Annotated in this window: 26 protein-coding genes and 2 pseudogenes; 4 read left to right on the top strand and 24 right to left on the bottom strand. The window is 39.3% G+C overall.

The features are described 5' to 3' along the window. Positions 1–59 precede the first annotated feature (59 nt). A complete protein-coding gene (locus ACFQ4A_RS14270; protein ID WP_382401780.1) occupies positions 60–815 on the bottom strand; it encodes a hypothetical protein in 756 nt (251 codons plus the stop codon). Between the two features lie 264 nt (positions 816–1,079). Next, complete coding sequence (locus ACFQ4A_RS14265; RefSeq protein WP_382401778.1) at positions 1,080–2,498, bottom strand: SpoVR family protein; 1,419 nt, start codon at positions 2,496–2,498, stop codon at positions 1,080–1,082. Positions 2,499–2,828: 330 nt separating this feature from the next. On the opposite strand from ACFQ4A_RS14265, the gene gdhA reads away from it, so the two are divergent. Both gdhA and ACFQ4A_RS14255 read left to right on the top strand, forming a co-directional pair. Then, positions 2,829–4,211, top strand: a complete 1,383-nt coding sequence (gene gdhA, locus ACFQ4A_RS14260; protein ID WP_382401776.1) for an NADP-specific glutamate dehydrogenase — start codon at positions 2,829–2,831, stop codon at positions 4,209–4,211. Positions 4,212–4,347: 136 nt separating this feature from the next. Then, positions 4,348–4,695 (top strand): hypothetical protein, encoded by a 348-nt coding sequence (locus ACFQ4A_RS14255; protein ID WP_382401774.1) that lies wholly within the window; start codon positions 4,348–4,350, stop codon positions 4,693–4,695. A gap of 168 nt (positions 4,696–4,863) precedes the next feature. Here ACFQ4A_RS14255 and yhbH read toward each other — a convergent pair whose 3' ends face one another. The 3 genes and pseudogenes from yhbH to ACFQ4A_RS14240 form a co-directional block, all read right to left on the bottom strand. Beyond that, positions 4,864–6,027 carry a sporulation protein YhbH gene (gene yhbH, locus ACFQ4A_RS14250; RefSeq protein ID WP_382401911.1) on the bottom strand — a complete coding sequence of 388 codons (1,164 nt, stop codon included), beginning with the start codon at positions 6,025–6,027 and terminating at the stop codon, positions 4,864–4,866. A gap of 165 nt (positions 6,028–6,192) precedes the next feature. After that, positions 6,193–7,677, bottom strand: a pseudogene (locus ACFQ4A_RS14245) (PrkA family serine protein kinase); the annotation flags it as partial. A gap of 204 nt (positions 7,678–7,881) precedes the next feature. Continuing rightward, the gene (locus ACFQ4A_RS14240; RefSeq protein WP_382401772.1) at positions 7,882–8,421 is read right to left on the bottom strand and encodes a hypothetical protein; all 540 of its coding nucleotides are present in this window, start codon (positions 8,419–8,421) and stop codon (positions 7,882–7,884) included. Positions 8,422–8,661: 240 nt separating this feature from the next. Between ACFQ4A_RS14240 and ACFQ4A_RS14235 the strand changes: the two genes are divergently transcribed. Then, entirely contained in the window at positions 8,662–9,603 is a 942-nt protein-coding gene (locus ACFQ4A_RS14235; RefSeq protein ID WP_382401770.1) for a thermonuclease family protein, read from the top strand. 616 nt (positions 9,604–10,219) lie between these two features. On the opposite strand, the gene ACFQ4A_RS14230 is transcribed toward ACFQ4A_RS14235, so the two are convergent. Beyond that, positions 10,220–11,449: an IS4 family transposase gene (locus ACFQ4A_RS14230; protein ID WP_382401768.1), complete on the bottom strand. Its 1,230-nt coding sequence runs from the start codon at positions 11,447–11,449 to the stop codon at positions 10,220–10,222. A gap of 218 nt (positions 11,450–11,667) precedes the next feature. On the opposite strand from ACFQ4A_RS14230, the gene ACFQ4A_RS14225 reads away from it, so the two are divergent. Next, on the top strand, positions 11,668–12,513 hold the full coding sequence (locus ACFQ4A_RS14225) for a Cof-type HAD-IIB family hydrolase (RefSeq protein ID WP_382401766.1): 846 nt from the start codon (positions 11,668–11,670) through the stop codon (positions 12,511–12,513). A gap of 311 nt (positions 12,514–12,824) precedes the next feature. Here ACFQ4A_RS14225 and ACFQ4A_RS14220 read toward each other — a convergent pair. The 18 genes and pseudogenes from ACFQ4A_RS14220 to ACFQ4A_RS14135 form a co-directional block, all read right to left on the bottom strand. Next, a pseudogene (locus tag ACFQ4A_RS14220) lies at positions 12,825–13,004 on the bottom strand (recombinase family protein); the annotation flags it as partial. Positions 13,005–13,560: 556 nt separating this feature from the next. After that, positions 13,561–14,418 carry a tyrosine-type recombinase/integrase gene (locus ACFQ4A_RS14215; protein ID WP_382401764.1) on the bottom strand — a complete coding sequence of 286 codons (858 nt, stop codon included), beginning with the start codon at positions 14,416–14,418 and terminating at the stop codon, positions 13,561–13,563. Between the two features lie 469 nt (positions 14,419–14,887). After that, positions 14,888–16,534 (bottom strand): FAD-dependent oxidoreductase, encoded by a 1,647-nt coding sequence (locus ACFQ4A_RS14210; protein WP_382401762.1) that lies wholly within the window; start codon positions 16,532–16,534, stop codon positions 14,888–14,890. An 87-nt stretch (positions 16,535–16,621) separates the two neighbouring features. Beyond that, positions 16,622–16,900 carry an adhesin gene (locus ACFQ4A_RS14205; protein WP_382401759.1) on the bottom strand — a complete coding sequence of 93 codons (279 nt, stop codon included), beginning with the start codon at positions 16,898–16,900 and terminating at the stop codon, positions 16,622–16,624. Between the two features lie 46 nt (positions 16,901–16,946). Next, complete coding sequence (arsA, locus tag ACFQ4A_RS14200; protein ID WP_382401757.1) at positions 16,947–18,731, bottom strand: arsenical pump-driving ATPase; 1,785 nt, start codon at positions 18,729–18,731, stop codon at positions 16,947–16,949. Between the two features lie 15 nt (positions 18,732–18,746). Next, a complete protein-coding gene (gene arsD, locus ACFQ4A_RS14195; protein WP_382401755.1) occupies positions 18,747–19,103 on the bottom strand; it encodes an arsenite efflux transporter metallochaperone ArsD in 357 nt (118 codons plus the stop codon). Between the two features lie 93 nt (positions 19,104–19,196). Further along, positions 19,197–19,616, bottom strand: a complete 420-nt coding sequence (gene arsC, locus ACFQ4A_RS14190) for an arsenate reductase (thioredoxin) (RefSeq protein ID WP_382401752.1) — start codon at positions 19,614–19,616, stop codon at positions 19,197–19,199. Between the two features lies 1 nt (position 19,617). Continuing rightward, on the bottom strand, positions 19,618–19,815 hold the full coding sequence (locus ACFQ4A_RS14185) for a hypothetical protein (protein WP_200411838.1): 198 nt from the start codon (positions 19,813–19,815) through the stop codon (positions 19,618–19,620). 48 nt (positions 19,816–19,863) lie between these two features. After that, complete coding sequence (locus ACFQ4A_RS14180) at positions 19,864–21,153, bottom strand: arsenic transporter (protein ID WP_382401909.1); 1,290 nt, start codon at positions 21,151–21,153, stop codon at positions 19,864–19,866. Between the two features lie 24 nt (positions 21,154–21,177). After that, complete coding sequence (locus ACFQ4A_RS14175) at positions 21,178–21,522, bottom strand: ArsR/SmtB family transcription factor (protein WP_382401750.1); 345 nt, start codon at positions 21,520–21,522, stop codon at positions 21,178–21,180. Between the two features lie 167 nt (positions 21,523–21,689). Continuing rightward, a complete protein-coding gene (locus tag ACFQ4A_RS14170; protein WP_382401748.1) occupies positions 21,690–21,839 on the bottom strand; it encodes a hypothetical protein in 150 nt (49 codons plus the stop codon). Between the two features lie 64 nt (positions 21,840–21,903). Then, positions 21,904–22,788, bottom strand: a complete 885-nt coding sequence (locus ACFQ4A_RS14165) for a permease (protein WP_382401746.1) — start codon at positions 22,786–22,788, stop codon at positions 21,904–21,906. Between the two features lie 91 nt (positions 22,789–22,879). Then, complete coding sequence (locus tag ACFQ4A_RS14160; RefSeq protein WP_382401744.1) at positions 22,880–23,200, bottom strand: ArsR/SmtB family transcription factor; 321 nt, start codon at positions 23,198–23,200, stop codon at positions 22,880–22,882. A 279-nt stretch (positions 23,201–23,479) separates the two neighbouring features. Beyond that, complete coding sequence (locus tag ACFQ4A_RS14155; protein ID WP_382401742.1) at positions 23,480–23,944, bottom strand: VanZ family protein; 465 nt, start codon at positions 23,942–23,944, stop codon at positions 23,480–23,482. Between the two features lie 129 nt (positions 23,945–24,073). Continuing rightward, a complete protein-coding gene (locus tag ACFQ4A_RS14150; RefSeq protein ID WP_209300551.1) occupies positions 24,074–24,379 on the bottom strand; it encodes an ATPase in 306 nt (101 codons plus the stop codon). Positions 24,380–24,536: 157 nt separating this feature from the next. Then, entirely contained in the window at positions 24,537–25,046 is a 510-nt protein-coding gene (locus ACFQ4A_RS14145; protein ID WP_135109807.1) for a hypothetical protein, read from the bottom strand. A 93-nt stretch (positions 25,047–25,139) separates the two neighbouring features. After that, a complete protein-coding gene (locus ACFQ4A_RS14140) occupies positions 25,140–25,646 on the bottom strand; it encodes a hypothetical protein (RefSeq protein ID WP_135109808.1) in 507 nt (168 codons plus the stop codon). A gap of 211 nt (positions 25,647–25,857) precedes the next feature. Beyond that, entirely contained in the window at positions 25,858–26,370 is a 513-nt protein-coding gene (locus ACFQ4A_RS14135) for a type 1 glutamine amidotransferase domain-containing protein (RefSeq protein WP_010530576.1), read from the bottom strand. Between the last annotated feature and the right edge of the window lie 156 nt (positions 26,371–26,526).

Here is a 26,526-nt window from a genome sequence, read left to right as displayed (position 1 = left end):
ATTAATTTTTGACGTTACAAAAATGACGATACCCAATCCAGTATCGCCATATCACTGTTTTATTCGCGCCGATTGTCACTCCCGGCCTTCCGCTGGTCCATGTACAGCGTCATTGGCTTATCGGATCCGCTCACCAGCTTGTAAACATACGAGGAGGTAAGGTTGTAGCTGTCCTCGATTTTTTCGGCGAGATAACTGCTCCGCTCAAACAGGATGGCGCGGAATTCGCTGATTTGCCGGTGAACTTTTTCCATTAAGGCTTCCTGATTTTCCAACCGGGCGATCATGTCGTCCTGCCATTGATCGCGTTCAGTAAGCTGATTTGTTATTGATTGATTCATGTCAGCAAGCGCATTGATCTGCCGGATGATATCCTGATTGGCCGCTTCGTAAGCTCCCAGACGCTTCACGATTAGCTCACTGGCAGAACTCAGCTTCTCAACCCGTTCGGCAACGTCTTTTTTCATCGTATCGTCATGTTCGATAATATGCTGCAGCTGTTGGTTGTTTTGATCAAGCGTTGCCAGCCATTCCATCGCCTCTCGTTCAAACGACGCCTGTTCTCGTTCGCGCTCCCGCAGTGCCTGCAGCTGATCACCAATACGTTTCCATTTGCTGGCGTTATTATGCTGTTCCCGATGATAAAGCGTTTTTAATTCACGAAAAGCGTTGGACAGTGTTTGATTTATTTCTTTTTGCTCGTGGATCATGTCGGCGAAGTTATCTTTATGATAGTATCCCTGATGGGGTTCGAGGATGGTCTCGTTGTTTTTAAAGACACCGGGGTGTTCGTTATGGTTGATGAATAGTCCCACTTGATCACATCCCTTATCACATGATGGTAATAGCCTATGCGAATAGGGAAAGATGCGGGACAGTGGACGAATTAAGCCATTTTGGACTGTTTTTCATTTTCTTTCTTGCTGGCTGACCCTCTTTGCCCCTATATGATGATTCATCGTATCGTCAGATCATCTTTACCAAATAACAAGAGTCATTTAGGGCAACTGCCCAAATCATCCGGACAGTTGCCGATTTATTTTTTGAAGCAAAATATCTTAGGACCTTGACGCCCCTACCTATAACAACTTCCGCTTCACCCTGCTCCCATCGTAGGAAAACAATACCGGTTTATCTTCCACAACCGTTTCCAGATGGACGTTCCGGCCCCATAATTGATAAATATACGGCAGGACATTTTCCAGGTAATGTAGGTCAAGCTCAATGCCTTCAAACCCGTGCTGCAAATATAACTCGCCATTCCGCATGTAGTCGCCGTTCTCCACCGTAATATACGGAAAGCCGCCGTTCACCCGCATCGAGACAAGCTGATCACGAACATTTTCATAATCCTTATCGGTGATCGTGTAGTTGCTGCCCTGTTTTTCGAATAGGTACATGTCCTCCTGGTTCACCAGATCTTTCGTCAAATAATTCCGGATGAATGACAGGTCGGACTCAATCTCGCGTACTTCAAAGATTTTTTCCCTTCCCGTTCCTGGCTCCACCCCCAGCTCGCGCATTTCTTCTGTTGGATTGTTGAAGCGTGCTTCAATATCTTCATAAATTTTCAGCCCGAGGTAATACGGATTAATCTGCTGCTTCGATGGCTGGACAACACTTGCATTCAGGGAGGCAAATTCAATGGCTTCATCGGCAGTCAGATCCATCTCCCTTAATATCCGCTGATGCCAATAGGATGCCCAGCCTTCATTCATGATTTTTGTTTCCAACTGCGGCCAGAAATAGAGCATTTCCTCGCGCATCATCGTCAAAATGTCGCGCTGCCAATCCGCGAGCTCCCGGCTATTTTCCTCGATAAACAATAACAGGTCTTTTTCCGGCTGTGGCGGGAATTTTTTTGGCTGCTTTTTGACTAGCTGCAGCTGCTGCGCCCGATTCCGCTCATCCAGCTGCCATAAATCATCATATGGCGTCGTCTTCACGGCCGGCTGGTCCTGCTCATTCGCTGCCTCGTCCGCCGCATCGAGAGCACGTTCAGGCCGGACGAGCGACGGATCGATATGTTCCTGAATCGACAGGATCGCATCCAGAAAGCGTTCCACTTCGTCACGCCCGTAGATCATCTCATAGCTTTCAATTCGCTCGGCCGTTGCTGTCATGCTCTCCACCATATCGCGTCTTGTATTGGCAAAGCGCCTATTGTTTTTAAAAAAGTCACAATGTGCCAGGACATGTGCAACAATCAGTTTATTTTGGATCAGACGATTGGTATCCAGCAGGAAGGCGTAGCACGGATTAGAATTGATGACGAGTTCATAAATCTGACTCAGTCCGAGGTCATAATGTGTTTTCATTTTATGGAACTGTTTTCCGAAACTCCAGTGGGAAAATCGTGTCGGCATGCCGTATGCGCCGAATGTATAAATGATATCAGCCGGGCATATTTCATAGCGCATCGGGTAAAAGTCGAGTCCGAAGCCGGTCGCTATTTCCGTAATGTCATCAATCGCCCGATTCAGCGTTTGTGTCTCCATCAAATGATCCCTCCAAGTGTGCTTTTTATAGCTTATGACACGAGAGGGAAAAATTTGACCAATATAAGCTTGCTTCGAGATTTGATGTTGGTTATTTCAGTTTCAGAAAAAAAACGACAAAAAAATGAAGGTTTGTTTATATTTAACGATAATTCATAAAATTGTCAATTGGTTTTCTTTCCTATTATGCGGCTGATTAAAGCGTTTTCAAATAATCAATCCCTTTAAAATTTTCAGTATTCTTGTATTTATCATCCATTTCGTGTAAAATAATACTATTACATTAAATTTATCGAAGCATTTTAAAATTTATACGAAAGGGGATGACCAATGAATACAATCGAGACAACGTTACGTTCAGACGAACAAGCAGCGAACCAATATGTGAAGAATGTCTATCATGCCACTGAAAAGCGTAATCCTCATGAGACTGAATTCCTGCAGGCTGTTAAAGAAATAGTCGACTCCCTCGTCCCAGTATTAGCCCACCAGCCACAATACATGGAATCCGGTATACTTGAACGACTTCTGGAACCGGAAAAAGTGATTTCGTTCCGCATTCCGTGGGTGGATGATCAGGGAAAGGTACAGGTCAACCGCGGCTACCGTGTACAATTTAATAGTGCACTCGGTCCGTATAAAGGTGGATTACGCTTCCATCCGTCCGTTAATGCCAGCATCGTGAAATTTTTAGGGTTCGAGCAAATTTTCAAAAACTCCCTGACTGGGCAGCCAATCGGCGGTGGAAAAGGCGGATCGGATTTCGATCCAAAAGCTAAATCAGATATGGAGATCATGCGGTTCTGCCAAAGTTTCATGACAGAGCTGTACCAGCACATTGGACCGGATACCGATGTACCAGCCGGTGATGTTGGTGTCAGTGCCAGGGAAATTGGCTATATGTTCGGCCAATACAAAAAACTTCGCGGTGCCTTTGAAGCCGGTGTGCTAACCGGAAAAGGACTCGAATATGGCGGCAGCCTGGCACGCAAGGAAGCGACAGGGTATGGACTTGTTTACTTTGTCCAGGAAATGCTAAAAGATAACGCCCTCGACTTTAACGGCAGTACCGTCGTCGTATCCGGTTCTGGCAATGTGTCCATTTATACGATGGATAAAGCAATGGAATTCGGGGCAAGGGTCGTGGCATGCAGTGATTCAGACGGTTGCATTTACGATGAAAACGGTATTGATCTGGATACCGTCAAAGAACTGAAGGAAACCGGTAACGAACGGATCAGCGCCTATCTCGACAAGCATCCAAATGCCCAATACTTGGAAGACTGCAGTCAAATTTGGTCGATTCCATGTGATATCGCCTTACCGTGTGCGACTCAGAATGAAATCGACGAGGAAACCGCCAAAACATTGCTTGCTAACGGCGTGAAAGCTGTTGGTGAGGGGGCTAACATGCCATCAACGAATGAAGCGATTAATGCGTTTTTGGATAATGATATCCTGTTTGCCCCGGGCAAAGCAGCCAATGCCGGCGGGGTAGCCGTTTCTGCTTTGGAAATGGCTCAAAACAGTGGCAAGCTGATGTGGTCATTTGAAAAAGTCGATGCCAGACTACAGGACATCATGAAAACTATTTATCAAAACAGTATGCAGGCCTCTTCGGATTATGGCACACCTGGCAATCTGGTTGCCGGTGCCAATATCGCAGGCTTTATGAAAGTTGCTGATGCGATGATGGCGCAGGGGGTTATTTAAGCTGGAAAGCTGTCTCAGGACTGAGGCAGTTTTTTTTCGTGCTGCCTTGGTTCGCCTGACAGCTGTAAAAATTACCACGATCACTTCCTGTATGTTCATGATGATAATGCTCATTCTATGGACAGGAGGGATCAACATGGACGTAACATTTTTAACGGTGGAAGAATTCAATGACTTATTGCAGCAATGGAATGGTGAGGCCATTAAAATTTCCAAGCATGAATTGGATGACTTGGATGAGACACTGATGACACTCCAGGCTATTTCGTATGAGCGCAACACACGCCGGATCGACGACTATGAACCGATGCATGCGCTGCACTTAAATGGGATAGGCACAATTGAAACCGATGCCAGCGATACCCAGCCGCTCCCGTCATCTGTTTATGAAATACCGCTGGAAGACAATACGTTGTACGAATTTGACGGGCAGCAGTTTTTGCTCAGCACCTCCCGCGGCGTGTACAAAATCCAGAAAGAATGATCTATATTTGCACGTGTGACTGTTAGAATTTATAGGGAGTTTGCGCGCGGTAGATCAGCCAAGATTCGCTGTTGTTTGATCCGAATTCGCTGTAGCTTGCTATCGATAGGCGAGCGGACGGGATGTGCGCACCTCTGACACGAAAAACCCCCGCCGGGTGCGGAGGTTTCAGATTCTGGCTGCTTCTCTTTGGAAAAATGTCTTTAACGCGTGATAAACATCCGCTTTACCTTTTAAAATATGATGCCGGAATTTCGAATCTTCCAGTTCTTTATACGCCCGCATCAGCGTTGACTGACGCTGATACATATTCACCTCAGCATAGCCGAACATGTTAGAAACAGCCATAATCTCATTCACCAGCCGGATGCATTTCGGGTTATCGGACGTAATGTTTTCCCCATCAGAAAAGTGGAATGGATAAATGTTGTACCGGGCCGGGCTATATTCATCCTCAATCAAGTCCAATGCCTTCTGATAGGCGGATGAACAAATCGTACCGCCACTTTCCCCCTTGGAAAAAAACGCTTCTTCTGACACCACTTTTGCCTCAGTATGATGCGCAATAAAGGCGATTTCCACGCTTTCATATTTCGTGCGCAAAAAACGGAGCATCCAGAAAAAGAAACTGCGGGCCAGATATTTCTCAAAAGTTCCCATCGATGCACTCGTGTCCATCATGGCCAGAATGACAGCGCGTGACTCCGGTTTCTCAACATCATTCCACGTTTTGAAACGCAAATCATCATTGTCAATCGGGGCGATTTGCGGTTTTCCTTTGATGGCGTTTCGTTTCAGTGCTGTTAAAATGGTGCGCTTTTTATCAACGTTCCCCATCAGCCCTTTTTTGCGGACGTCATTGAATTCAATATGGTCGGTCGTCATGTCAGCTGCTTCTTTTTGCTTTAGGTCAGGCAGTTCCAGCTCCTTGAAAAGCGCTTCTTCCAGTTCCGCCATCGATACTTCTGCTTCGTAGTAATCGCTTCCTGGCTGATCGCCTGCTTTTTTTCCTTGACCGGAACCGCTTCCCTGATCCCCGTTTGGGTCACGGGCGATCACATCACCGACTTCACTGTCACCGTCCCCCTGGCCGACATGTTTCGATTTATCATGGTTATAGCGGATTTTGTATTCATCCAATGAGCGGATCGGGATTTTAACGACATCTTGGCCATTGGACATAATAATATTTTCTTCACTGATCAAATCGGGCAAGTTGTTCCGGATGGCGTCTTTCACCTTATCCATGTGCCGCTTTTGATCCTGATAGCCTTTGCGGTGGAGGGACCAATTTTCCTGTGAGACCGTGAAACTTTTATCCTCTTCCTGCACATTCTCCCCTCCCGTTTGAATTCTTTCATTTGCCGTCCATGACGTCGCATCTTTTGCTTCTATCACCTACAAGCTCGTTTCTTCAGCTTATGCAACCAGTGTTGATTTGCTTCGTATAGAAAAACAACAAGACAGATTTGGGCTGTCTTGTTGTTTCGTGAGCCATCACCGGTTGAGGAGGCTGCCGACATACCTTAGCAATTCGTTGGCGGACACGGAGTTATAGCCATACTCGTCGATCAACCGGGCGATGACGTCATTGATTTTCTTCAGCTGGGACTCATCCGGTGTTTGCGAAGACGTCGTGATTTTGACAACGTCTTTCAAATCGGCAAATAGTTTCTTCTGGATCGCCTCCCGCAAGCGCTCATGCGAGTTGTAATCGAAGCGCTTCCCTTTACGCGCATAAGCGGAAATGCGAATGAGGATTTCCTCTCTGAATGCTTTTTTCGCATTTTCCGAGATGCCGATCTGCTCCTCAATCGAGCGCATTAATTTCTCATCCGGATTCATTTCCTCGCCGGTGAGTGGATCAGGCAGCTTCGTCTGGTTGCAATAGGCCTCCACATTGTCCAAATAATTATCCATCAGCGTCTTGGCCGATTCCTCATACGAATAGACGAATGCCTTCTGGACCTCTTTTTTGGCAATGTCATCGTATTCGCGTCTGGCAACCGCGATATAATTCAAATAACGTTCCTTATCCTCATCAGAAATGGACGGGTGCTGTTCGAGACCATCCTTCAATGAACGCAAGACATCCAGCGCATTAATCGATGGTGTTTCTTTGCGAATAATGGTTGAGGAAATCCGGTTGATCACATAACGCGGGTCAATACCACGCATCCCTTCATCCGGGTATTCCTTCCTCAACTCATCCACATCCACCTGATTAAACCCTTCAACACTATCGCCATCATAAAGCCGCATTTTTTTCACGAGATCGACACTTTGTTTTTTCGATTCTTCCAGCCGTGTCAAAATCGAGAAAATCGCCGCAACTCTCAAAGCGTGCGGCGCAATATGCACATGCGCCATATCACTTTCATTAATCATTTTTTGATAAATGTGTTCTTCCTCAGTCACTTTCAAATTGTACGGGATCGGCATAACGATGATCCGTGATTGGAGCGCCTCATTTTTCTGGTTGGCAATGAACGACCGGTATTCTGCTTCGTTAGTATGCGCTACGATGAGTTCGTCAGCGCTGATCAACGCAAACCGCCCGGCCTTGAAATTGCCCTCCTGGGTGAGCGACAGCAGGTGCCAGAGAAACTTTTCATCACACTTGAGCATTTCCTGAAATTCCATCATCCCGCGGTTCGCTTTGTTCAACTCCCCGTCAAACCGGTAGGCACGCGGGTCTGACTCCGAGCCGTATTCTGCAATTGTCGAAAAGTCGATACTGCCGGTTAAATCAGCAATATCCTGTGACTTCGGATCGGATGGGCTGAATGTGCCAATACCAGTTCGCTTATCCTCGGACAAAAAGATACGCTCGACCATGACATCTTCAATCCGCCCATCATATTCTCTTTCCAGCCGCATCGCATTGAGTGGTGACAGACTCCCTTCGATGCGGATGCCGTATTCTTCGGAAAAATCCTCCCTTAAATGCTGTGGAATTAAGTGCAGCGGGTCTGCATGCATATGATAAGTAACCCACTTTGTTAGTGTATTTTACCGCTATTGTCTTATCACAACAATAATTGTATTGTAAACGTATGTAGGGTATATAAAAGTAGTTCAACTTGCAAAAATATCACATATAATATGTTTATAATATCATTTCAAAATTGATACAATGGGACTCCACTTCAATTGAAAATGGTTATGGGGGGGGGATTACCCATGTTATTTTTTCACTTTTTTCTCACGTAAATATTCAATAAGTGAAAACAGTATCTTATCCTCTATATTTTCATAACTTTGGTCCATTAAAAGACGTTTGGTATCAAATAGGAATGCATCCAGTAAATAAGGAATTCTCGGGGTCTTATAACCTCTTTTGTTTTTCTTTAAATTTTCCCACACATATATCTCAAATTCCTTTGAATACCCTTTATGTTTTACACATTCACGCACTCTCGATTTTTTGATTTCGAGAAAGTCCTCAAATATATTTTTTTTAACTATTTCCCACCACATTTTTGCTCTAATATCATCTTCACTAATTGCTTCTGTTACAAAATTTGTTGTATTAAATTCCGGAATCCGTTCTTTTACGAATGACACTAAGTCAGCTTCGATTATTTGCCAGCCTTCTTTCCGTGAAACAGGGGGAATTCCTTTTATTTTTCCTTGCCGCAGCCATCGACGTACACTTTCCTTATTAGTAGTGATTTTATATTTCTTTAAGAGAGCAAATGCTGAATCCACATTGTATACTCTCATTTTCCTTAACCCCCTTTGACACAACATTTGTTGTAATAAATATTAAAATAAATATGGAATTATCGCAATTAAAAAAGTTATCTATAAAAACGACGCTTTGTTCTGTCAAATTTCAAAACCCTCTTAATTTTCCTTAGAATCTTCAGAGTTAAAAGAATGCTAGAATGGTTAACAAATGACAATTATTGGATTAGAATAAAGATATATTACAATCTCAGGTAGTTGGGAGGTAATCTCGAATTGTCGGAACAGTTTAAAATCCGAACCGTAAGAATACTAATAATACCAGTCATTATGACGCTTAGTTTTGTTATGCTGGGCTGCGCCGACGTAAGCTCACAATCGACGAATGGTATACAGCAAGAAAAACAAACGCAACAAACCGACGATAAAAAAACGACAGAGAAAGCTGGTGAAACAAAACAGAATCAAGAACAGGTAAACCAAAAAGAGAAAAATATAATGGAAAAATCTGATTCTGAGGCAGATATACTAAAGTCACAGCAAAATAATGCTCCGGAAGATGCTGAAAAAGCAACCATCTCCAAAGTCGTCGACGGGGATACAATTGAAGTAAATTACAATGGTTCAACCGAAGATGTGCGTTTGCTTTTGGTAGACACGCCCGAGACAGTTCATCCTTCCAAGCCGGTACAGCCATTTGGACCGGAGGCTTCCGAATTTGCCAAAGACACATTAACCCCCGGCGAAAGCGTCAAAATTGAATTTGACGGGCCAAAACGGGATAATTACGATCGACTGTTAGGTTATATCTGGCACGATGGCCACAACTTCAACAAACAATTGTTGAAAAAGGGATTAGCCCGATATGCGTATGCTTATGATCCGCCATATACCCATCAAGAGGCATTTCAGCAGGCAGAAGCGAATGCACGCAATAATGAGATTGGAATTTGGAGTATCAAAGGTTACGTCACACCAGATGGATTTGCCTCTCAATCAAGTGGATCGGAGGATAACGCCACATCAGATTCTTCCAATTCCGGAGATTTGTCAACTGTATCAGGTTATGACCCGAATGGAACGGATCGGGATTGTAGTGATTTTGATACACAACGGGCTGCACAGGCGTTCTTTGAGGCTGCCGGCGGACCTGAGAAAGATCCACATCGGTTGGATGGCAGTGATAATGACGGGAAAGTTTGTGAATCATTACCTTAAAATTATTCCAGATGATCACATGTTTTTCTGTCAATTCTATAAGTTTTTCCATAAGCAAATACAATCGCTTATTTGTAAACGAATTAAAATGGTACCAGAAAGGTAAATTCTGATGACGATATAACACAAATAACCCTTTATTTATGGATCAATCAACATACCCACTGCCTTCTACGACTTTGGCTAATTCCGCTGATAATTGAGATTTTGCACTTTTTCCCGAATGGTGTCAATATAATGCTCTAACTGACCTACATCATCCGTTAAGGTATAACGGTAATCATTAAAGTCACCAATAACACGTTTAGCTTCATTAATCGTATCTTTCACCTTTATTCGGGTTATTTGCTTAAACGAGACGAATAACATCGGGAAAGGGGGAAGGTATTATAACTCGGTTGATAATCCCTATTCTGTTACGAGTTTTTAGTTTATCCCATACCCATCTATTGGAAATTGATCACTAGCGTTGCATAAAAAAATAATAGCTCAGTCAAATAATTGAATTTAAGGTCTGTGATAATTGATTGAATTTTCGGATATATACGACCTACTTTGAAGAAAAAAGGACAATAGGGCTTTAAAGGTAGTCCTACATCCATTTTTTTACAGTTATTTAGTTGACAGGATCATAAGTTAGATCGTTCAAATGATCGACATCACCCGATTCGTACTGTGATAAGGTTTGTTCAAAGATACGATGATGCTGCAGTTTTCGACGGCCGCTGGATGATCGGTCTGGTTCTTTGACTAATTCAAAAGCAAGTGTTTCAAGTTGTTTGTGCCAGCAATCACAAATCCAGTCCCGCATTTCCAGTAAAGTACCTTTATATCCCAAGGTGTGCTTCATTAATAAGGTTAAGCAGAACACAATCATGGCGATATAAATCTGGTTGAATACGGCGTTTTGGCTCTTACCATAAAGCTTTTTCAAAACCAAATGCTGCTTGCACCATTTGAAAAATAATTCAATTTGCCAGCGTGTTCGATAGAGATCACTTATTTCCTGGGCACTAATTTTAGCGTCATTGCACACAATAGAAATTTTGTTCCCTTCACTATCCAATGTTTCTATCAAGCGCAAAGGATGTTTCATTTTTCCGATTTTCACCACGGCATCCCGGATGATCGGAGAAGAAGATTCAACAGGTAACTCCTCTATCACATGAACAACCGTATTGGTTTTAATTCTGGTGACAAATCGAATCCCTTTTGCACAGTAGAAATCAAACTTTTCAAAGTTGAAATAGCCTCGATCAAATACGTGAAGTGCATCTTTATCCGGTACAATTAAGGCGTCTAACTGTGTTTCATCTGCCGGTCTGGCGGGCGTCATAATCATATCGTTTGGGTAGGCTTCACCATCACAAAAGACAACAGATGTGTGCATTTTTACCCCGGATTTTGTATCCCGAAAATCCGCCCATTCATATTGGCTGAGACACATGGAAAGCGTTGATGAATCAATTAAATGAATTTTCCCAAGCGCCTTATCAGCCCTTTTGGGGCCAAGTGTTTGGTGCAGCTTTTGAATCAAATGATGCAGGATAACTTGGAATATCTCAGATGGTATATCACCAAACTTTCTTGAAAGCTGGGATTTACTGATACTTTCAATCCCAACTTGCCTTTGTACCGTTTTTTTACGACTAACGTTTTCACTTACACGCCGTAAATTAGGCAGCCTTTTTAGTTGGGCATAGATGAAAAGCCTGGTAAACGTCAATACATCCAGCTTTTTAACATATTTGTCTATCCCGGCGTGATCAATCATTTTTTGGATAACTTTCGAATCTAATGGATGTATGTATTCCTTGAATACAGTTTTTATGGTATGATTGTCCATGACTTCTCCTTATAGTTAGGGATTTGGACAGGACTACCATACCCTAATTATAAGGTTTTTTTATGGCTTTTAATAGTGAAAATTACCATCATTCATAATCTTGACACAATATTTATTGCTTGACTTTTACTTGAAAATTTTATGCAACGCTAGTGAAGTATTGCATGTATTGTTTTTATAATTGACAAAAAGATTTACAGTAAAGGAAGGTTATACTTATGACTCTTAGAGCAATCGCACTGGACATGGATGGTACTTTTCTCGATGCGCATAATACAGTTAATGCGAAACTAATTCAACTTATTGGTGATTTGCGTTTAAAAGATTATCATATTTTTTTAGCAACCGGACGTACCATGATAGAGATTCTAGATGTTGTGCCTGACGACTTTGAAGTGGACGGGATTGTAACGGCAAACGGCATGATTTGCTATAAAGAGAACACCAAAATTGTGCAACATACGCTGGATTCAGATTTGATTAATAAAGCAATATCACACGCTCGTTCAAATAATATGTACTATGAACTCCACCCGGCGGAAGGTAGACGTTTCGCGCTAAAAAGTGATTTTCAAACCTTTAATTCAGAATTAAAGAAGAAAAAAAGCAAGACACTACCCACTAATGAATATCACTCACGTGTAGAAGCGCTTGAAAATGAAATAGAGTGGGTAGAAGAGCTCACTTATAAGGACATTATAAAGGTTTATTTTTTCAGCATGGATACTGAGGTAATAAATAAGTGGAAAAATCATTTGAATCAGTTAAAAATGGAGAAAACGTTCACGACATCATCCTCCTCCCTGCACAACGTTGAAATAATGGTTGACAATGTATCGAAGGCAACAGGAATTCAACTATTGCTTGATAAATATAATCTTTCGCCAAAAGAACTGATGGCTGTTGGAGATGCAGAAAATGACCTGCCGATGTTTGATCTTGCAACACACGCTGTAGCAATGAAAAATGCTCATGAAAGCATCAAACTAGAAGCTGATGACGTCACCGAACACCCCCATAATGAAAATGGTCTTTATCATTATTTGAAGGAGAAATTTAAATAGATTCTACATTACTATATAAATCTAAAATACTACGGTGCTGAGAGCTCACTGAAGAAGAAACTGAAAGGTGTTAAATATGATTTAGCGAGTCTGTCATTTCTTGTAAATCTTATCACCAATTATTTTAGTTTAATGTGCCACCCACTCAGCGTACACGGGTGGCACATTGGTAAAATCGAGATATTTTTATACCTTTTATAAATAATTGAAATAATTAAATACTATTAAAATAAGCCTATTTCTGCAATGGATTAGTGATTTATAAAGGGGCTTCCGAATTTTCTCTTACTATAAAACTCCCCTTACACTTACTCTTTCAATGATTTAAGATTCGCTCCTTTGTTACGGATCGAATCAATTAATGTAAATAAATCCTGTGTACTTCTGGTTATCAGTGTTAAGTCGGTAACGTAAATAGTGTCACCATCTTTCAGGTCCTGCAGCAATTGTTCTAATTGTGGCCGATTATCCTGACGTATCCCTGATATTTTTCCTGATAAATATTTTCTTCCTTCACAAAATATAAACTATTCAAAAAACACACCAATATCTGCCAAATATGCTATAATCTAATCGGGTGATAAATATGATACAAGTAATTGGTGAAACAACCTTATATTTTAAAACGGATAAATTTTCCATGAACCTAGTTCAAACAAGATTAAATGATGCATTTGAGAAAATTGACATCATTTCTCACGACATCTATAAAGTGAAACACAAACTACATATTAAATTTATTATGAATATGCAGGAAAACCACAAATGCAAACTTCTCGATGACTACATAAGCTACGTATTACCAGAATTAAAGAGTCATTTTCCGTGGGAATTCGAATTTCAGCCTTTAATAGTTCACCAAATCACAAAGTCATACCAATCTCTTCAGCCAAAGAACAAGCATATGACTGCGTTTATAAATAACAAACTAAGCAATAATGATTAACGCCTAAAGCTCCCTTTATGTCTTCGGGCCAAAGACCATTTATTTGAGGTTTACTTTTTCGGACTTGTTTAAAAAATAACCCAACAACTGCCAAACTTGAGTTACAGTTGATCCATTTTATCCAACATTTCAGTCTTAGTTGGATTCGTATACAACAAAGTAGTATGAATATTCGAATGACCAGCCTGATTTGCCACTTCATGAATACTCAAGCCTTTGGCAATTGCATTGGAACAAAAGAAGTGCCTCAACACGTGAGGGGTGATTTTTTTACCAACTTCTTTGGCGTATCTTTGAAACGCTGTATTGACAACAGTCCGATCAAGACGCTGGTTTCGATTACTCGGAAACAAGTATTCACTATCTACTCCGTTGTTTTTTCTTTCTTTTAACCAGGACTGTAATGCGGTGCGAACCTTCTCGCTCATGTAAACAATTCTTGTTTTATCCCCTTTTCCTTCTCTTACCGTAATTTCTCTTGTCACCAGATGAACATCATGAAGATGCAAATCCAGTGCTTCTGATAGTCTTAACCCCGCATAGGCAAATATCGTAGCTAAAGCATAATAACGCATATGATTGTTATCCAAAATAACCTGACGAAACTTCTCCACATCATGATATTCTACTGTCGATAAAGAGGCGTATTGTTGTTGCACTCTTTCGAAATCTTTCTTTCCAATGACTACTTTAGTTTGCACACGGTACTCTTCCATCAGAAATTGATTGAATTTTATTAAGCCGCTCAGCTTTGTGTTGATTGTTTTCGGATTTAATTTTTTAACGGTCTTTAGGAATGAAACATACTCAAGTACATTTTCTCGGTGAAGTTTTTGAAATGGAACATCTTTTGATTCATCAAACCATTTCAAATAACCTTTGACTGACTGAAGGTACCCTTTTATGGAATTTTCCTTTAAATCTTTATTCTGCAAATAAACATAAAAGGATTCTATCAACATGTCCCGCCTCCTCTTAAATTATGTTGGGTTTTCTGATTCGCTTTTTCTTCTAAATTATGTTGGATTATATACTTATAATTCTATCAGATGACGAGAAAAACACAACATAAATGACATTATGTTGTGTAACGAAAAACTTTCAATGTATCATCTGTATGTCACTTTGATTGATCGCTATTTTGCACCTTTTTTGAGCGATATTTTGCACTCACATTGTGTAAATAAAGCCTAACCTCTTTTCCTTTGATCTAGAGATTGGCTTCCTCACTTGTTTGTTCAACAATCGCGCCCGATTGCGGCACAGTCAAATCAAGGTATCTAAAGCCCATTACTAAATGAACATGTCTTCACATTAAATATAGAACGAATACATAACATTTAAGATTTGCACTCGATGGATTGAGCAAAAAGTAGGAAGTGCTGTATGACTTCCTACTTCTTCTTACACTAAGATATTTTTCAATTTTTATCCTTTTCCTTTATTAAAGCTCTGATAATTCTTATTTCCACCAGATAAGTTATATACTTCTTTAAAGCCCATATTTCTTAGAACATTCTGGGCTGCATTACCAGTTACTCCACTATTACAATAAGTAACTGTTGGTATTTCTGGATCAAGTTCTTTAACTTCTGTTCGTAAACTGGCCAGTGGAATATTAATTGCTCCATTTACATTGGAGGATTCAAATTGCTTGGCAGCTCTTGTATCGATGACTTGTATTTTTTCTCCACTTTCTATACGATCTTGTAATTCCTGTGGAGTAATAAGTCTGTTTTTCTTATCAATTGCATTCTGTAAAGCCATGCCAGTATACATAACCGGATCCTTCGTCGTACTAAAAGGCGGTGCATATGCAAGATCCAGATGGAATAAATCTTCTGCTTTTGCTTTAAAGGAAATAGCTGTAGCAAATACATCTATTCTTTTATCAACGCCGTTTATACCAACAATTTGCGCGCCTAAAATTCTCCCGGTTTCTCTATCTGCCAGAGCCTTAATGACCAATTCTTTTCCTCCAAGATAATCCGCACTTGCAGGTTTAATATTATGAAGCACTTCAACATCATAACCAGATTCCCGGGCCTCTTTTTCACTTAAACCGGTATGACCAACAGCTAAGTCAAATACCCTTAAGATGCCAGTACCCAATATTCCACGATGCTCTAATGTGCCTCCAGTAATAACATCTCCAGCAATACGACCCATTTTATTTGCTGTAGAACCTAATGGACGATAAATAGGCTTTTCTGTAATAAGAGAGAAGCTTTCTGCACAATCCCCTACAGCGTAAACGTCAGTAAGATTTGTTTGCATTTTACTGTTGACTGCTATGGCACCAGTAGTCCCTAGTTTTACACCAATTTCTTTTGCTAATTTTGTGTTTGGCCGAACCCCGACTGCTAAAATTACCATATCTGATTCAATAACTCTTCCTGATTTCGTTTCGACACTATTGTTCGAAATGGCCGTAGCTTCTTCATTCAACAGTAAATTAACACCTTTTTGTTCTAGGTGTTCCTCCACCCTATACGCCATATCTTTATCAAAATGCGGCATCACTTGATTACTACGTTGTACAATCGTTACTTCCAATCCCTTTTGGATGAGTTGTTCAGCCATCTCAAGGCCGATAAATCCAGCTCCTACAATTGTAACTTTCTTAGGCGAGTTATCTCTCATATACGTATCAACTGCAGCAGTATTTTGGATGGTACGTATTTGAAAGACATGATCTTTCTCGACCCCTGGAATATTTGGTGCTGTTGGTGTTGCTCCTGTTGCGAATACTAACGTATCATAATTATCTTCTATTACTTCATCTGTATCCAGATTTTGAACCTTAACCTTCTTTTGTTCTGGATTTATCTCTGTTACCTCATGACGTGTATGGATATCAACATTGTAGCGCTTTTTAAACCATGGAGCACTTCTAGGTGTTAAAGACTCCAACGTATCTACCTCTCCTCCTAAGAAGTAAGGAATCCCACATATAGAATAAGATATATCGTAATCGGCGTTATACAAAGTTATATCTGCCTGTTCATCGTTTCTCCGTGCTTTTGCAGCAACAGAAGTACCAGCAGCAACGGAACCTATTATGATGATTTTCATGTTATACCTCCACGGTGTTAAATAGGATTAGTTTTATTGATTTTCAATTAAATATACGATACCTTTGAGAAAATATAATACGCGTTTTTAACATTGATCCATTCCCAGTAAGACAAATCGTGATCCCTCTGGAGTTTCATCGTTGTCTAGTGTTAATTCCGCTACAGAATCTTTTATATCGTGATCAAGAGCTACCCTAACCCCATTAATTTCCTGGACAATGTCTGTATCCTTTGGTTCGTCTAAGGATAATCCAACCTGAGGCCCACAGCATCCAGCTCCATTTGAATAAAAACGTATGCCTTTCGATCCTTTTTCTTGGAAAATCACTTCTAATTTTTGTTTCGCTCCATCTGTAACATTCATTCTCATTTCCTCCTTAATTTTTAATAAAAAATTGAAAAGACCTTGGTTACGCGTTGATCATTTCTTTTAGATTGTTATAGCCGATTTTTTCCTCATGCATCCAAGGAATCAATGCACATTGGTGTGATAGCTCTTCGTTAACTTTCCGGATCCATTGTTTTTCAGAAACGGCACGGCCTTTTAGAACCGGGTCGGTTGTGCCAGTTGCATACAAACTTTGATTGATTACCCACCATGTTGGAACGATTTGAGCACGACCGAGATCTTCTTGAAGTCGTGATGCTTCCAGTACTGGTGTTGCCTCAGCAAGTGTTACGATGACTACGCCTGTTTCTTTTGGGTTACGAAGTCGAGGCAATAATTTTTTAACACTTGTTGGAACTTCACCCGTGGAACGGCTCATTTCCTTATGGTAAGCTTCAGTTGAATCAAGTAACAGCAAGGTATGACCTGTTGGTGCCGTATCGATAACTACAATCTCCTCATCTGACCTTTCAACAACTTCTGCAAATGCTTGAAACATCGCAATTTCTTCTGTACAAGGGGATTCCAGATCCTCTTTTAAATAGGCAAGGCCTTCTTCATCCTGTTCTTTTCCCACTGTTGAGAGTACTTCCTGTTTGTATTTTTCAACTTCTTCCGTTGGATCAATACTACTGATAGATAAATTTTCTTTCATCGTACCCTCATCATGAAACATATATCCCAGATTTGCTGCTGGATCTGTCGTGGTCAAATGAACCTTATGACCTTTTTCCGAAAGACCAACTGCAATGGAGGATGCAATGGATGTTTTACCAACCCCGCCTTTTCCCATCGTGAAAATAACACGTGTGCCTTTTGATGAGAAATCGTCTATAATACTGTTTAATTTCGGCAACTGGATCTTTTCGGTATCGATACTACTTTCATTTAATGCAGATTCAAGTAATGGATCATCACTAACCCATTGCCTGAGGTTCCCAATCCCTGTTAATGAATAAGATACGTATGGCAGCATAAATGTTTCGACTTCTTTTAGTTCATCCGGCATTACCTTTAATGCGTTTCGCTGGCGCATATAAAATGCTGTAGAAACTTCATCATCTGGTTGATACGTTTGGAGCAAACCATTTACAATCAGCATCTGATTTTGAATACCAATATCTCTCAGTTCTGATGAAGCACGGTTTGCCTCTATTAATGAAGATTGATCAGGCCGGGAAACCAAAACTAAAGTCGTTTTCTCTTGGTCTGAGAGCGACTGAACAGCCTCTGCATAAGCTCTTTTTTTATCTCCAAGGCCAGACAACGGGCCTAAACAGGATGCACCATGCGTACTTTCTTCTAGAAATCCATTCCATGCTGTTGGTAACTCCAACAAACGAAGCGTGTGTCCTGTTGGTGCCGTGTCAAATACAACATGGTCATAGGTATTCAGTATATTCTCATCAGAAAGCAAATGAGAAAATTCATCGAACGCCGCGATTTCAACTGTACATGCACCTGATAGTTGTTCCTCCATGGTGGCAACCACAGAATCAGGTAGTTTCCCTCGATAAGGGCCAACCGTTTTTTCTCGATAGATTCTTGCCGATTCTTCAGGGTCAATATTTAATGCAAATAGATTGTCGACACTTGGTATGGATACTGGATCATTTGTTAGTTCCATTTCAAAGACATCCTGCAAGTTTGATGCTGGATCGGTACTAACTAATAGTACCTTTTTTCCTTGATCCGCTAGGGATACAGCTGTTGCACATGCTACCGATGTTTTGCCAACGCCGCCTTTACCAGTAAAAAATAAAAACGGTGTTTCTACATTTACTTTTGGATTGAATGATTGATACACAAGAACTCCCCCTACTTAATTAAAATCAATTGGAACAGCAACGCGTGGCTTTTGTTGAAGTTCATCTGCTTTTACATCTAGCCATTTTGCTAGTTCATCATTCGTTGGATAATTGCCCACTTTCACGACTTCATTATTTAACAGTGTAATTGGTAGTGCATCGGCACCTTTTTCATGAAGCACTTGATTTACTTCCTTGTTATCTGTAAAAGCTGCAGGGTCATTAGCTAAGTTATAACGTGTAACATCAAAACTCTTTTGTTCCAGAGAATAAACAGCTGATGCTACACGTGTTAAATCAGGGTCAACACTCGGTCCGCAAACGCCTGTTGAACAGCACATTGCCGGATCAAAGATTTCTACTTTTTTCATTTAAAATCTCTCCTTCCATATTATTATATAACTATACACTTATATAGTGACGATTGGAAAAGCCTTGAGATCATCTCATGGCCCTTTAGTCACTTATTCACCAGTTTCCGCAAAGCGTTTAATTCTTTCCTCAATTTCATCTCTAACTCGTTGGAAAACTGCCCATTTTTCTTCATCTGTTCCTTCTGCTTTTGCAGGATCATCAAAACCCCAGTGTTCTCGCTTCACATGAGGTGGTGTCGTTGGACATCTATCTGCTGCATCCCCACAAAGCGTAACAGCCATCGTTGCATGATTCAAAACTTCCGTATCAATAACTTCTGATTTTTGATCAGAAATATCAATACTTATTTCATTCATTGCTTTAACTGCATTAGGATTTAAACCATGCGCTTCAATTCCTGCACTTTTAACTTCCCAATCTTCCCCAAGATAGTATTTTGCCCAACCTTCGGCCATTTGACTTCGGCAGGAATTGCCGGTACATAAGAAATAAATTATTTTCTTAGACATCTTAATGCTCCTTTCTAATTTGTTCTTCTTTTTTCCCCAATAATCTTGAAATATGCCCTGCTAGCAGGAAAAATAGTATCCCTACGACAATCCCAAGTATTGGTACATAAGTGTTTATATTTCTTAGCCCTACACCTGCAGAGATAAAAAACACACCCACTAAAATTAATAATCTAGGAACTACGAATGAGCCTCTCATCTTACCATGTCCTTCCCAATGACATAGTCTTTAAATGAAAACGTTTCTTTATAAAACCGATAACGTCAAATATAGTCCTAATAAGGTAATGAACAAGATTGGAATCGTTAAAATGATTCCTGTTTTAAAATAGGTTCCCCATGAAATCTTCACTCCTTTTTGCGACAACACATGAAGCCATACTAACGTTGCCAGGGATCCAATCGGTGTAATTTTTGGACCTAAGTCAGCCCCAACTACGTTCGCATAAATCAGTGCTTCCCGGATCGCACCGGAAGTATTTGTTTCAGCGATAGCCATAGCATCGATCATCACGGTTGGCATATTGTTCATGATGGATGACAAGAAAGCAGCGATAAAGCCCATGGCTATCGTAGCAACGAATAAACCTTGTTCTGCTGCAGCTTGAATAACGGTAGCTAATGCATCAGTAAGCCCAGCATTCCCCAGCCCGTATACCACTACATACATGCCAATAGAGAAAAAGACGATATTCCATGGTGCACCTTTAATAACAGCTTTTGTATCCACTGCGCTACTGTTTCGTGCCATAATCAAGAAGAAGATGGCTATAATACCAGCAACAATGGAAACAGGAAGGTTCATGAACTCACTTGCAAAGTAGCCGATAACTAGCAGCCCAAGTACATACCATGATAGACGAAACATTCTCATATCCTTAATGGCATCTGCAGGTTTGCTTAATTTGGATACATCATAAGATCTCGGGATACTTTTCCTGAAATAGATCAACAATACGGTGATAGTTGCTATCAGTGCAAATAAGTTTGGAATCATCATTCTGGAAGCATATTCCACAAATCCGATACCAAAGAAGTCTGCGGATACGATGTTCACCAGATTACTGACCACGAACGGTAGGGAAGTGGTATCTGCAATAAACCCACTTGCCATGATGAACGGAAAGATCATTTTTTCGGTAAAATTCAAGTTCCGAACCATTGCCAGCACAATTGGTGTCAATATCAAAGCTGCACCGTCGTTTGCGAAGAAGGCAGCTACAATTGCACCTAAAATACTGATATAGACAAACATCTTGATCCCGTTTCCTTTTGCAATTCTGGCCATATGTAGTGCCGCCCACTCAAAGAGCCCTATTTCATCTAATATTAATGAGATCAGAATAATCGCAACAAAAGCCAGGGTTGCATTCCATACGATTTCTGTTACTTCTATGACGTCGCTAAATCCAACTACCCCAACTAATAAGGCAATAATGGCACCACCGATTGCGGACCATCCAATTGACAGCCCCTTTGGCTGCCAGATAACTAAAACAAGCGTTACTACAAAAATTAAAATTGCTAGTATAAGCATTGATGACAAAACCTTAACCCCCAATTAACAACAAGTAATTCGTCCGCCACTTTCTTCCAATTGCTTCAATTTATCATCCTGGTCAGGCAAGGGCTCAAGTAGCTGTTGAACAAATGGATAATATTCATGCTCTTTATTAATCGAATAAAATATCCACTGTCCTCTTCTTTCTTCCTTCACCAGCCCAACATCCCTAAGTTTTCGCAGGTGCTGACTGATCGACGGCTGGCTTGCTTTGAATATCTCCACAAACTCACAAACACAGCAATCATGTGCATCAAGTATTTTTACCATGGTTAAACGCGTTTTATCACCCAACAATTTGAAAATCATCGCAGCTTTATCCATTTCAATTGCAGTTTTAAGCATATATATACACCACCTTTCTTATTCGTTTATTAGTATATAATCACTTGCTTATATATGCAAATTATATGATCTAAAAAATAAATTGTGATTAATTACTATTACAGTATCAAAAAAGGACTTCTCAATGAAGCCCTTTTTACAATGGTTCTAGATCCTAACTTCCCTGATTACGCCTCTTTCTGCTGCTTTTCAGTGTTCTCCGTTGTCGATCCGCAGCAACTATCTTCAGTCGATTTGACTTCTTCAATTTCAACACTGCAGCAAGATTGATTGGGTTTAGAGAACAACTTTTTAAGACCAGACTTTTTGTCTGCCATGAATATCACCTCCTTTAAAGGGTGATTTGATAATGCAAACGCAACAACTATTTTCTTTTTAAAGCTAAAGAATTAAATTAACTATAAGACCAGTACCTATAGCTACGATTAAGATGGCTGAAATGAATGCAACTAAAAACTTCTTCTTAAATAGTTTAGACAACATAACTACTTCTGGAATACTTGCACCTGCACCACCAATAACTAAAGCAATTACAGTACCCATAGACATACCTTTTGAAACAAGTGCTTCTGCAATAGGTAACATTGTTTCAGGTCTAATATACATTGGAATACCAATGACCGAAGCAATCATTACAGAGAAAATGCCGTCACCACTTGCATATTTTGTAATAAACTCTGCTGGAACAAATCCATAAATAAATGCACCAATAAAGACCCCTATGAATAAATAAGGAAGCATTGGATAAAGAAATGCCCATGCATCATTTAAAGCTTGCTTAACTCTTGACCCTTGTTTATTACTGAAAAAGCCATCACCTTTGACAGTTACATCTTTGTACGTCCCTGCTAAATTAAGTTTCGAGAATACAAACCCTACTAAAATACTAAAAATACCTAGCACGATAAAATATACCAGTGCAATTTTCCAACCTAAAAGTACCCAAAGCATAAAAACCATAAGCGGATTCATTAATGGTGATGCAATTAAAAAACTCATTGAAGGTCCAAATGGTACTTTGGCATTTAATAATCCTGCTAGCACTGGTATTGTTGAACAGGAGCAAAATGGTGTAATTGCACCAAATAATGTACCAAGTAAATAATTAACAGCTTTGTTTGGACGACTTAAAAATTTTCTGATTTTTTCTTCTGATACTACTTGTTGAATTAAACTCACTACAAAACTCACTACAATAAATAAAGCAAGCAATTCAAAAAATAGCATTGAAAAGGTTTTTATGAATTCTAAAATTGAATCTGTCATAAGTATTGCTCCTTAATCTTTTATTTATCAACTTTTTTTGATATATAAATCAATAAATATTGATTTATATGGTAAATAACTAAGATACCTGTTAGAAAATTTTACAACAAGTATCTTCAGATAAGACAACCTGTATTTGTTCTTCATTTATTTTATAATAGTTCCATGTGCCGTGTTTTTCTGGAATAAGAATATTAGCATTTACTAATTTCTTTAAGTGATAAGATAATTTTGATTGCTTTAACTCTAACTTTTCTTCTAAATCACAAACACACAAATTTTTATTTGGACTTTTACTGATTTCATTTATAATTTTAAGTCGAATTTTATCAGCTAAAGCATTGAACATATTCTCATAAAAATCAAGTGCCTCATCTTCGCTTAAATCATTTACAGCTTTAATTAACTCCATTATTTCACCTCCAAGCAACACATCAATTTTTTTTGATTTATAAATAGTATATTATTCATAAAATGAAATTGCAACCTTAATCATCAAAAAAAATTGATTTATTTATACAATAAATCAACACGACTTAGGCTTTAAACTAAACTTTCATTTCCAATAACTATATGACAATATGGCCCTTTAACAGCATAATCCTTATTCCAGAATGGCGCCCTATAATTGAAGACCGTTTTCCTAAGATTTAAGGGTACTTGTTCAAGAAGTGCACAGAATAATTAAATGCTACCTTAATAATTTCTGAACAAAATTCGTTTTCCAAATTACAAAACCTATCAAAGCGCCAAGCATATTAAGTATGAAATCATCTATGTCAAAACTTCCCCTTCTTGTTACTATTTGTATCACTTCAATAAAGAACAGCACGACAATCATTGAGATGGAAAATCTGCCGACTCTTTTTATTTTTTTAATAAAAAATGGTAGATAAATTCCCATTGGCAAAAACATAAATAAATTGCCGACAAGGTTTTTTATAGGTATATCCGCATTCATACTGCCATCAAATATCGCCTGTATATATGTACTGATTGTTTTAAATGGAACAAAATTTGAAGAGGATTTTATATATTCCAGTAATGAAAGGTCTGTAAATGTAAAACCCCTACCGCCCATAAACAATAGCATTACCAATGCGAATACATAAATTATGAAACTGAAAGCAAAAACGGTTTTTATAATCTTTTTCATTCAATACACCACATTTCGTTCTTGACATTACTGCGTTAATAATTCGGCAAATTCACAATGTGTTGCTCCCCAATTTGGTTTTAGGCGCTAATATTTATTCCAGATAGGCGCCCGATGATTGAATAGTTGTCACCTTTCCATTTTCCTCCACATTTTAAAATTATAAAGTAGTTGAATAGCAAAAACCAAGAAAAGTAATAATCCAATAATTATATTTGCTAAGATACTGAAGTCTGAAAAAAAGTAGACAACAATCAGAGCTAATATTACGACGGGGAGGCTTGTTAGGGTTCTAATCATTTTTCTTCTGTAAGATAATTTAAAATAATTTAATTTAAATCCTTTATCCACTTTAGCTGTCCCTTTAAAAACAATGGATAAAGTAACAACAACGATTACCGCAATAATAGAGGGAATAATGAAATCTTCAAACACTTAATACCATCCTTTAAAGCATTCTTTCTTACGTTCCCTTTTCATTACATATTTTGGCCGATGAACCACAATGATCGCACTTTTGTTCCTGGTAAGCACCCTTTTCTTTAACAAAGTCGTTCACTATTTATTACATCCGTTGTATCTATATTGACAGCTATCTTGAACTTTTGTTCTCTGCTTTATTATTTTCCTGTAAGTACTCAATAAAAAAGACAATACAGGCTACTACTATTGCAATCAAGAAGTTACTTGTTTGACTTAAACCAAAAATTAAGCCAATACCATAAAAAGCAAGTATCCGTATGAGCAGCAAGGCAATGTGATTAAATATGTTGTTCCCCATAATATGTTCTACTAATACACATATGAAGCTGTCAATAGTATATAAATATAGGAACAGAGAAATAGTTAAAAATATAAGTTGACTCGTGCTTATATTCAATGAAAACACTGTATTAGCAACGTTTGTTGACCCAAACAACGCTAATAAAACTAACGTAATTGCCACTGTAGGAGCCATTGCAAGGATAAAAGCAGTTCCAATAACGTGGAATAAATTTGCTTTTGTTTCTTCACGTTCTTTTTTTGTACCTTTGTAGATCCATATAGACAGAAACAAAAATAATATAACAAATAAAATTATTGCTGGTATAAATATTGTCATATAAACGCTCCCAATTATTTGGTGATTCGCCCGAACGTATTGTGGTATAAGGCAAATTAATGCTGAACTATGAAAGTACGCCGGAAAAATACTCTAACGCTGATTCGATGCCGCCCAAAATGCATAGACCACCCCTGCCAGCAGAATCGGCTCCAGTGTTAAACGTGAATCAAATACATCAACTACATAACGACTATTGAAAAACAATCCTTTTGCTTTTGTTTTTCCGATATGTTCATTATCAAGCATTAAATGGCCTTCCGTTTTAAATGCTTTTGCTTCAATAGCAAGAGTCATTTCTTCATTTAATAATTGGAACCCCACCCCGTCCTTGGCTAATAACCCTTTACCAGTACTCATTTTTGCAATTAAATTCCCATTATTCAAGACATCCCATTGCACACCATCGCGAATGGTGAAATATTGTTGGGTAATTTCATACGTTTTATCGAATCCTAACATTTCAATATTCACATCGTATTTAGCATTATGGGAATTGCCTTGACGCCAATAACGCATTTTTCCTATTTTCTTGGCATCTTGATGTACATCTAAATATTTTTTTGTCATAAACATTGGACGTTTAAATGTGATTATCACAGTATTTAGTCCCCTTACATTAAGATTGCATTTAAGACATTCACTCTTCAACCAATCTGGATCTAAATTGCATATTGGGCGTTTTCCTTTATTCCGTAATGGCGCCCGTTTGAGGAAGATCATGGCAGATGGGCATGAGCGCTTTATCTATTATCAAATAAAAAATAAAGAGAGGCTGCATGATTAACAGCCCCCCTATACGATCGACGAATTATTTTTCTAAAAGCTTTAGAGATTCGCGATTGAATGCAGGAAGATCATCAGGTGTTCTGCTTGTTACAAGGTTTCCATCTACGATTACTTCTTCATCTTTTACAGTTGCTCCTGCATTTTCCAAGTCTTTTCTTACGGAAACAAAGCTTGTTAGCTCTCTACCTTTTAGTTGGTCTGTATTAACGAGAAACTGTGGACCATGGCAAATTGAAAATATGGGTTTATTATCTTGGAAAAATGTTTTCGCAAACTCACTATTCTTCGGATTAATACGTAGTAAGTCAGGAGAAAACCCGCCAGGTACGAGTAATGCATCATAATCGTTTGCATTTACTTCATCTATACCTCTATCTGCTTGTATTTCGTCCCCATTTTTGCCATTGATGGTTTTTTTTGCTTCATTACTGATAATATCTACCGTATGCCCAGCTTCTTTGTAAGCTTTCACAGGATCAGTTAATTCAATTTCTTCTACCATGTCTGTTACAAGGACTGCAATGTGTCGACTCATATAGCACTTCCTCCCTTTATCATTCTCGAATATATTCTAGCAGACTGCCCATAACTTTATTAAGCAGTATGCTCATGAACCGTATTATACACGAACCAAATAACGATGCTCTAACTGACAGGCACTTGTTCCCTTCTACCTTATCGTGTTACATAA

Origin of the sequence: Lentibacillus salinarum, from assembly GCF_042679865.1 — a bacterium.
Lineage (GTDB): Bacteria > Bacillota > Bacilli > Bacillales > Amphibacillaceae > Lentibacillus > Lentibacillus salinarum.
The sequence above is the reverse complement of the archived record's forward strand: the minus strand, read 5'-3'. Positions and strand labels throughout refer to the sequence as shown.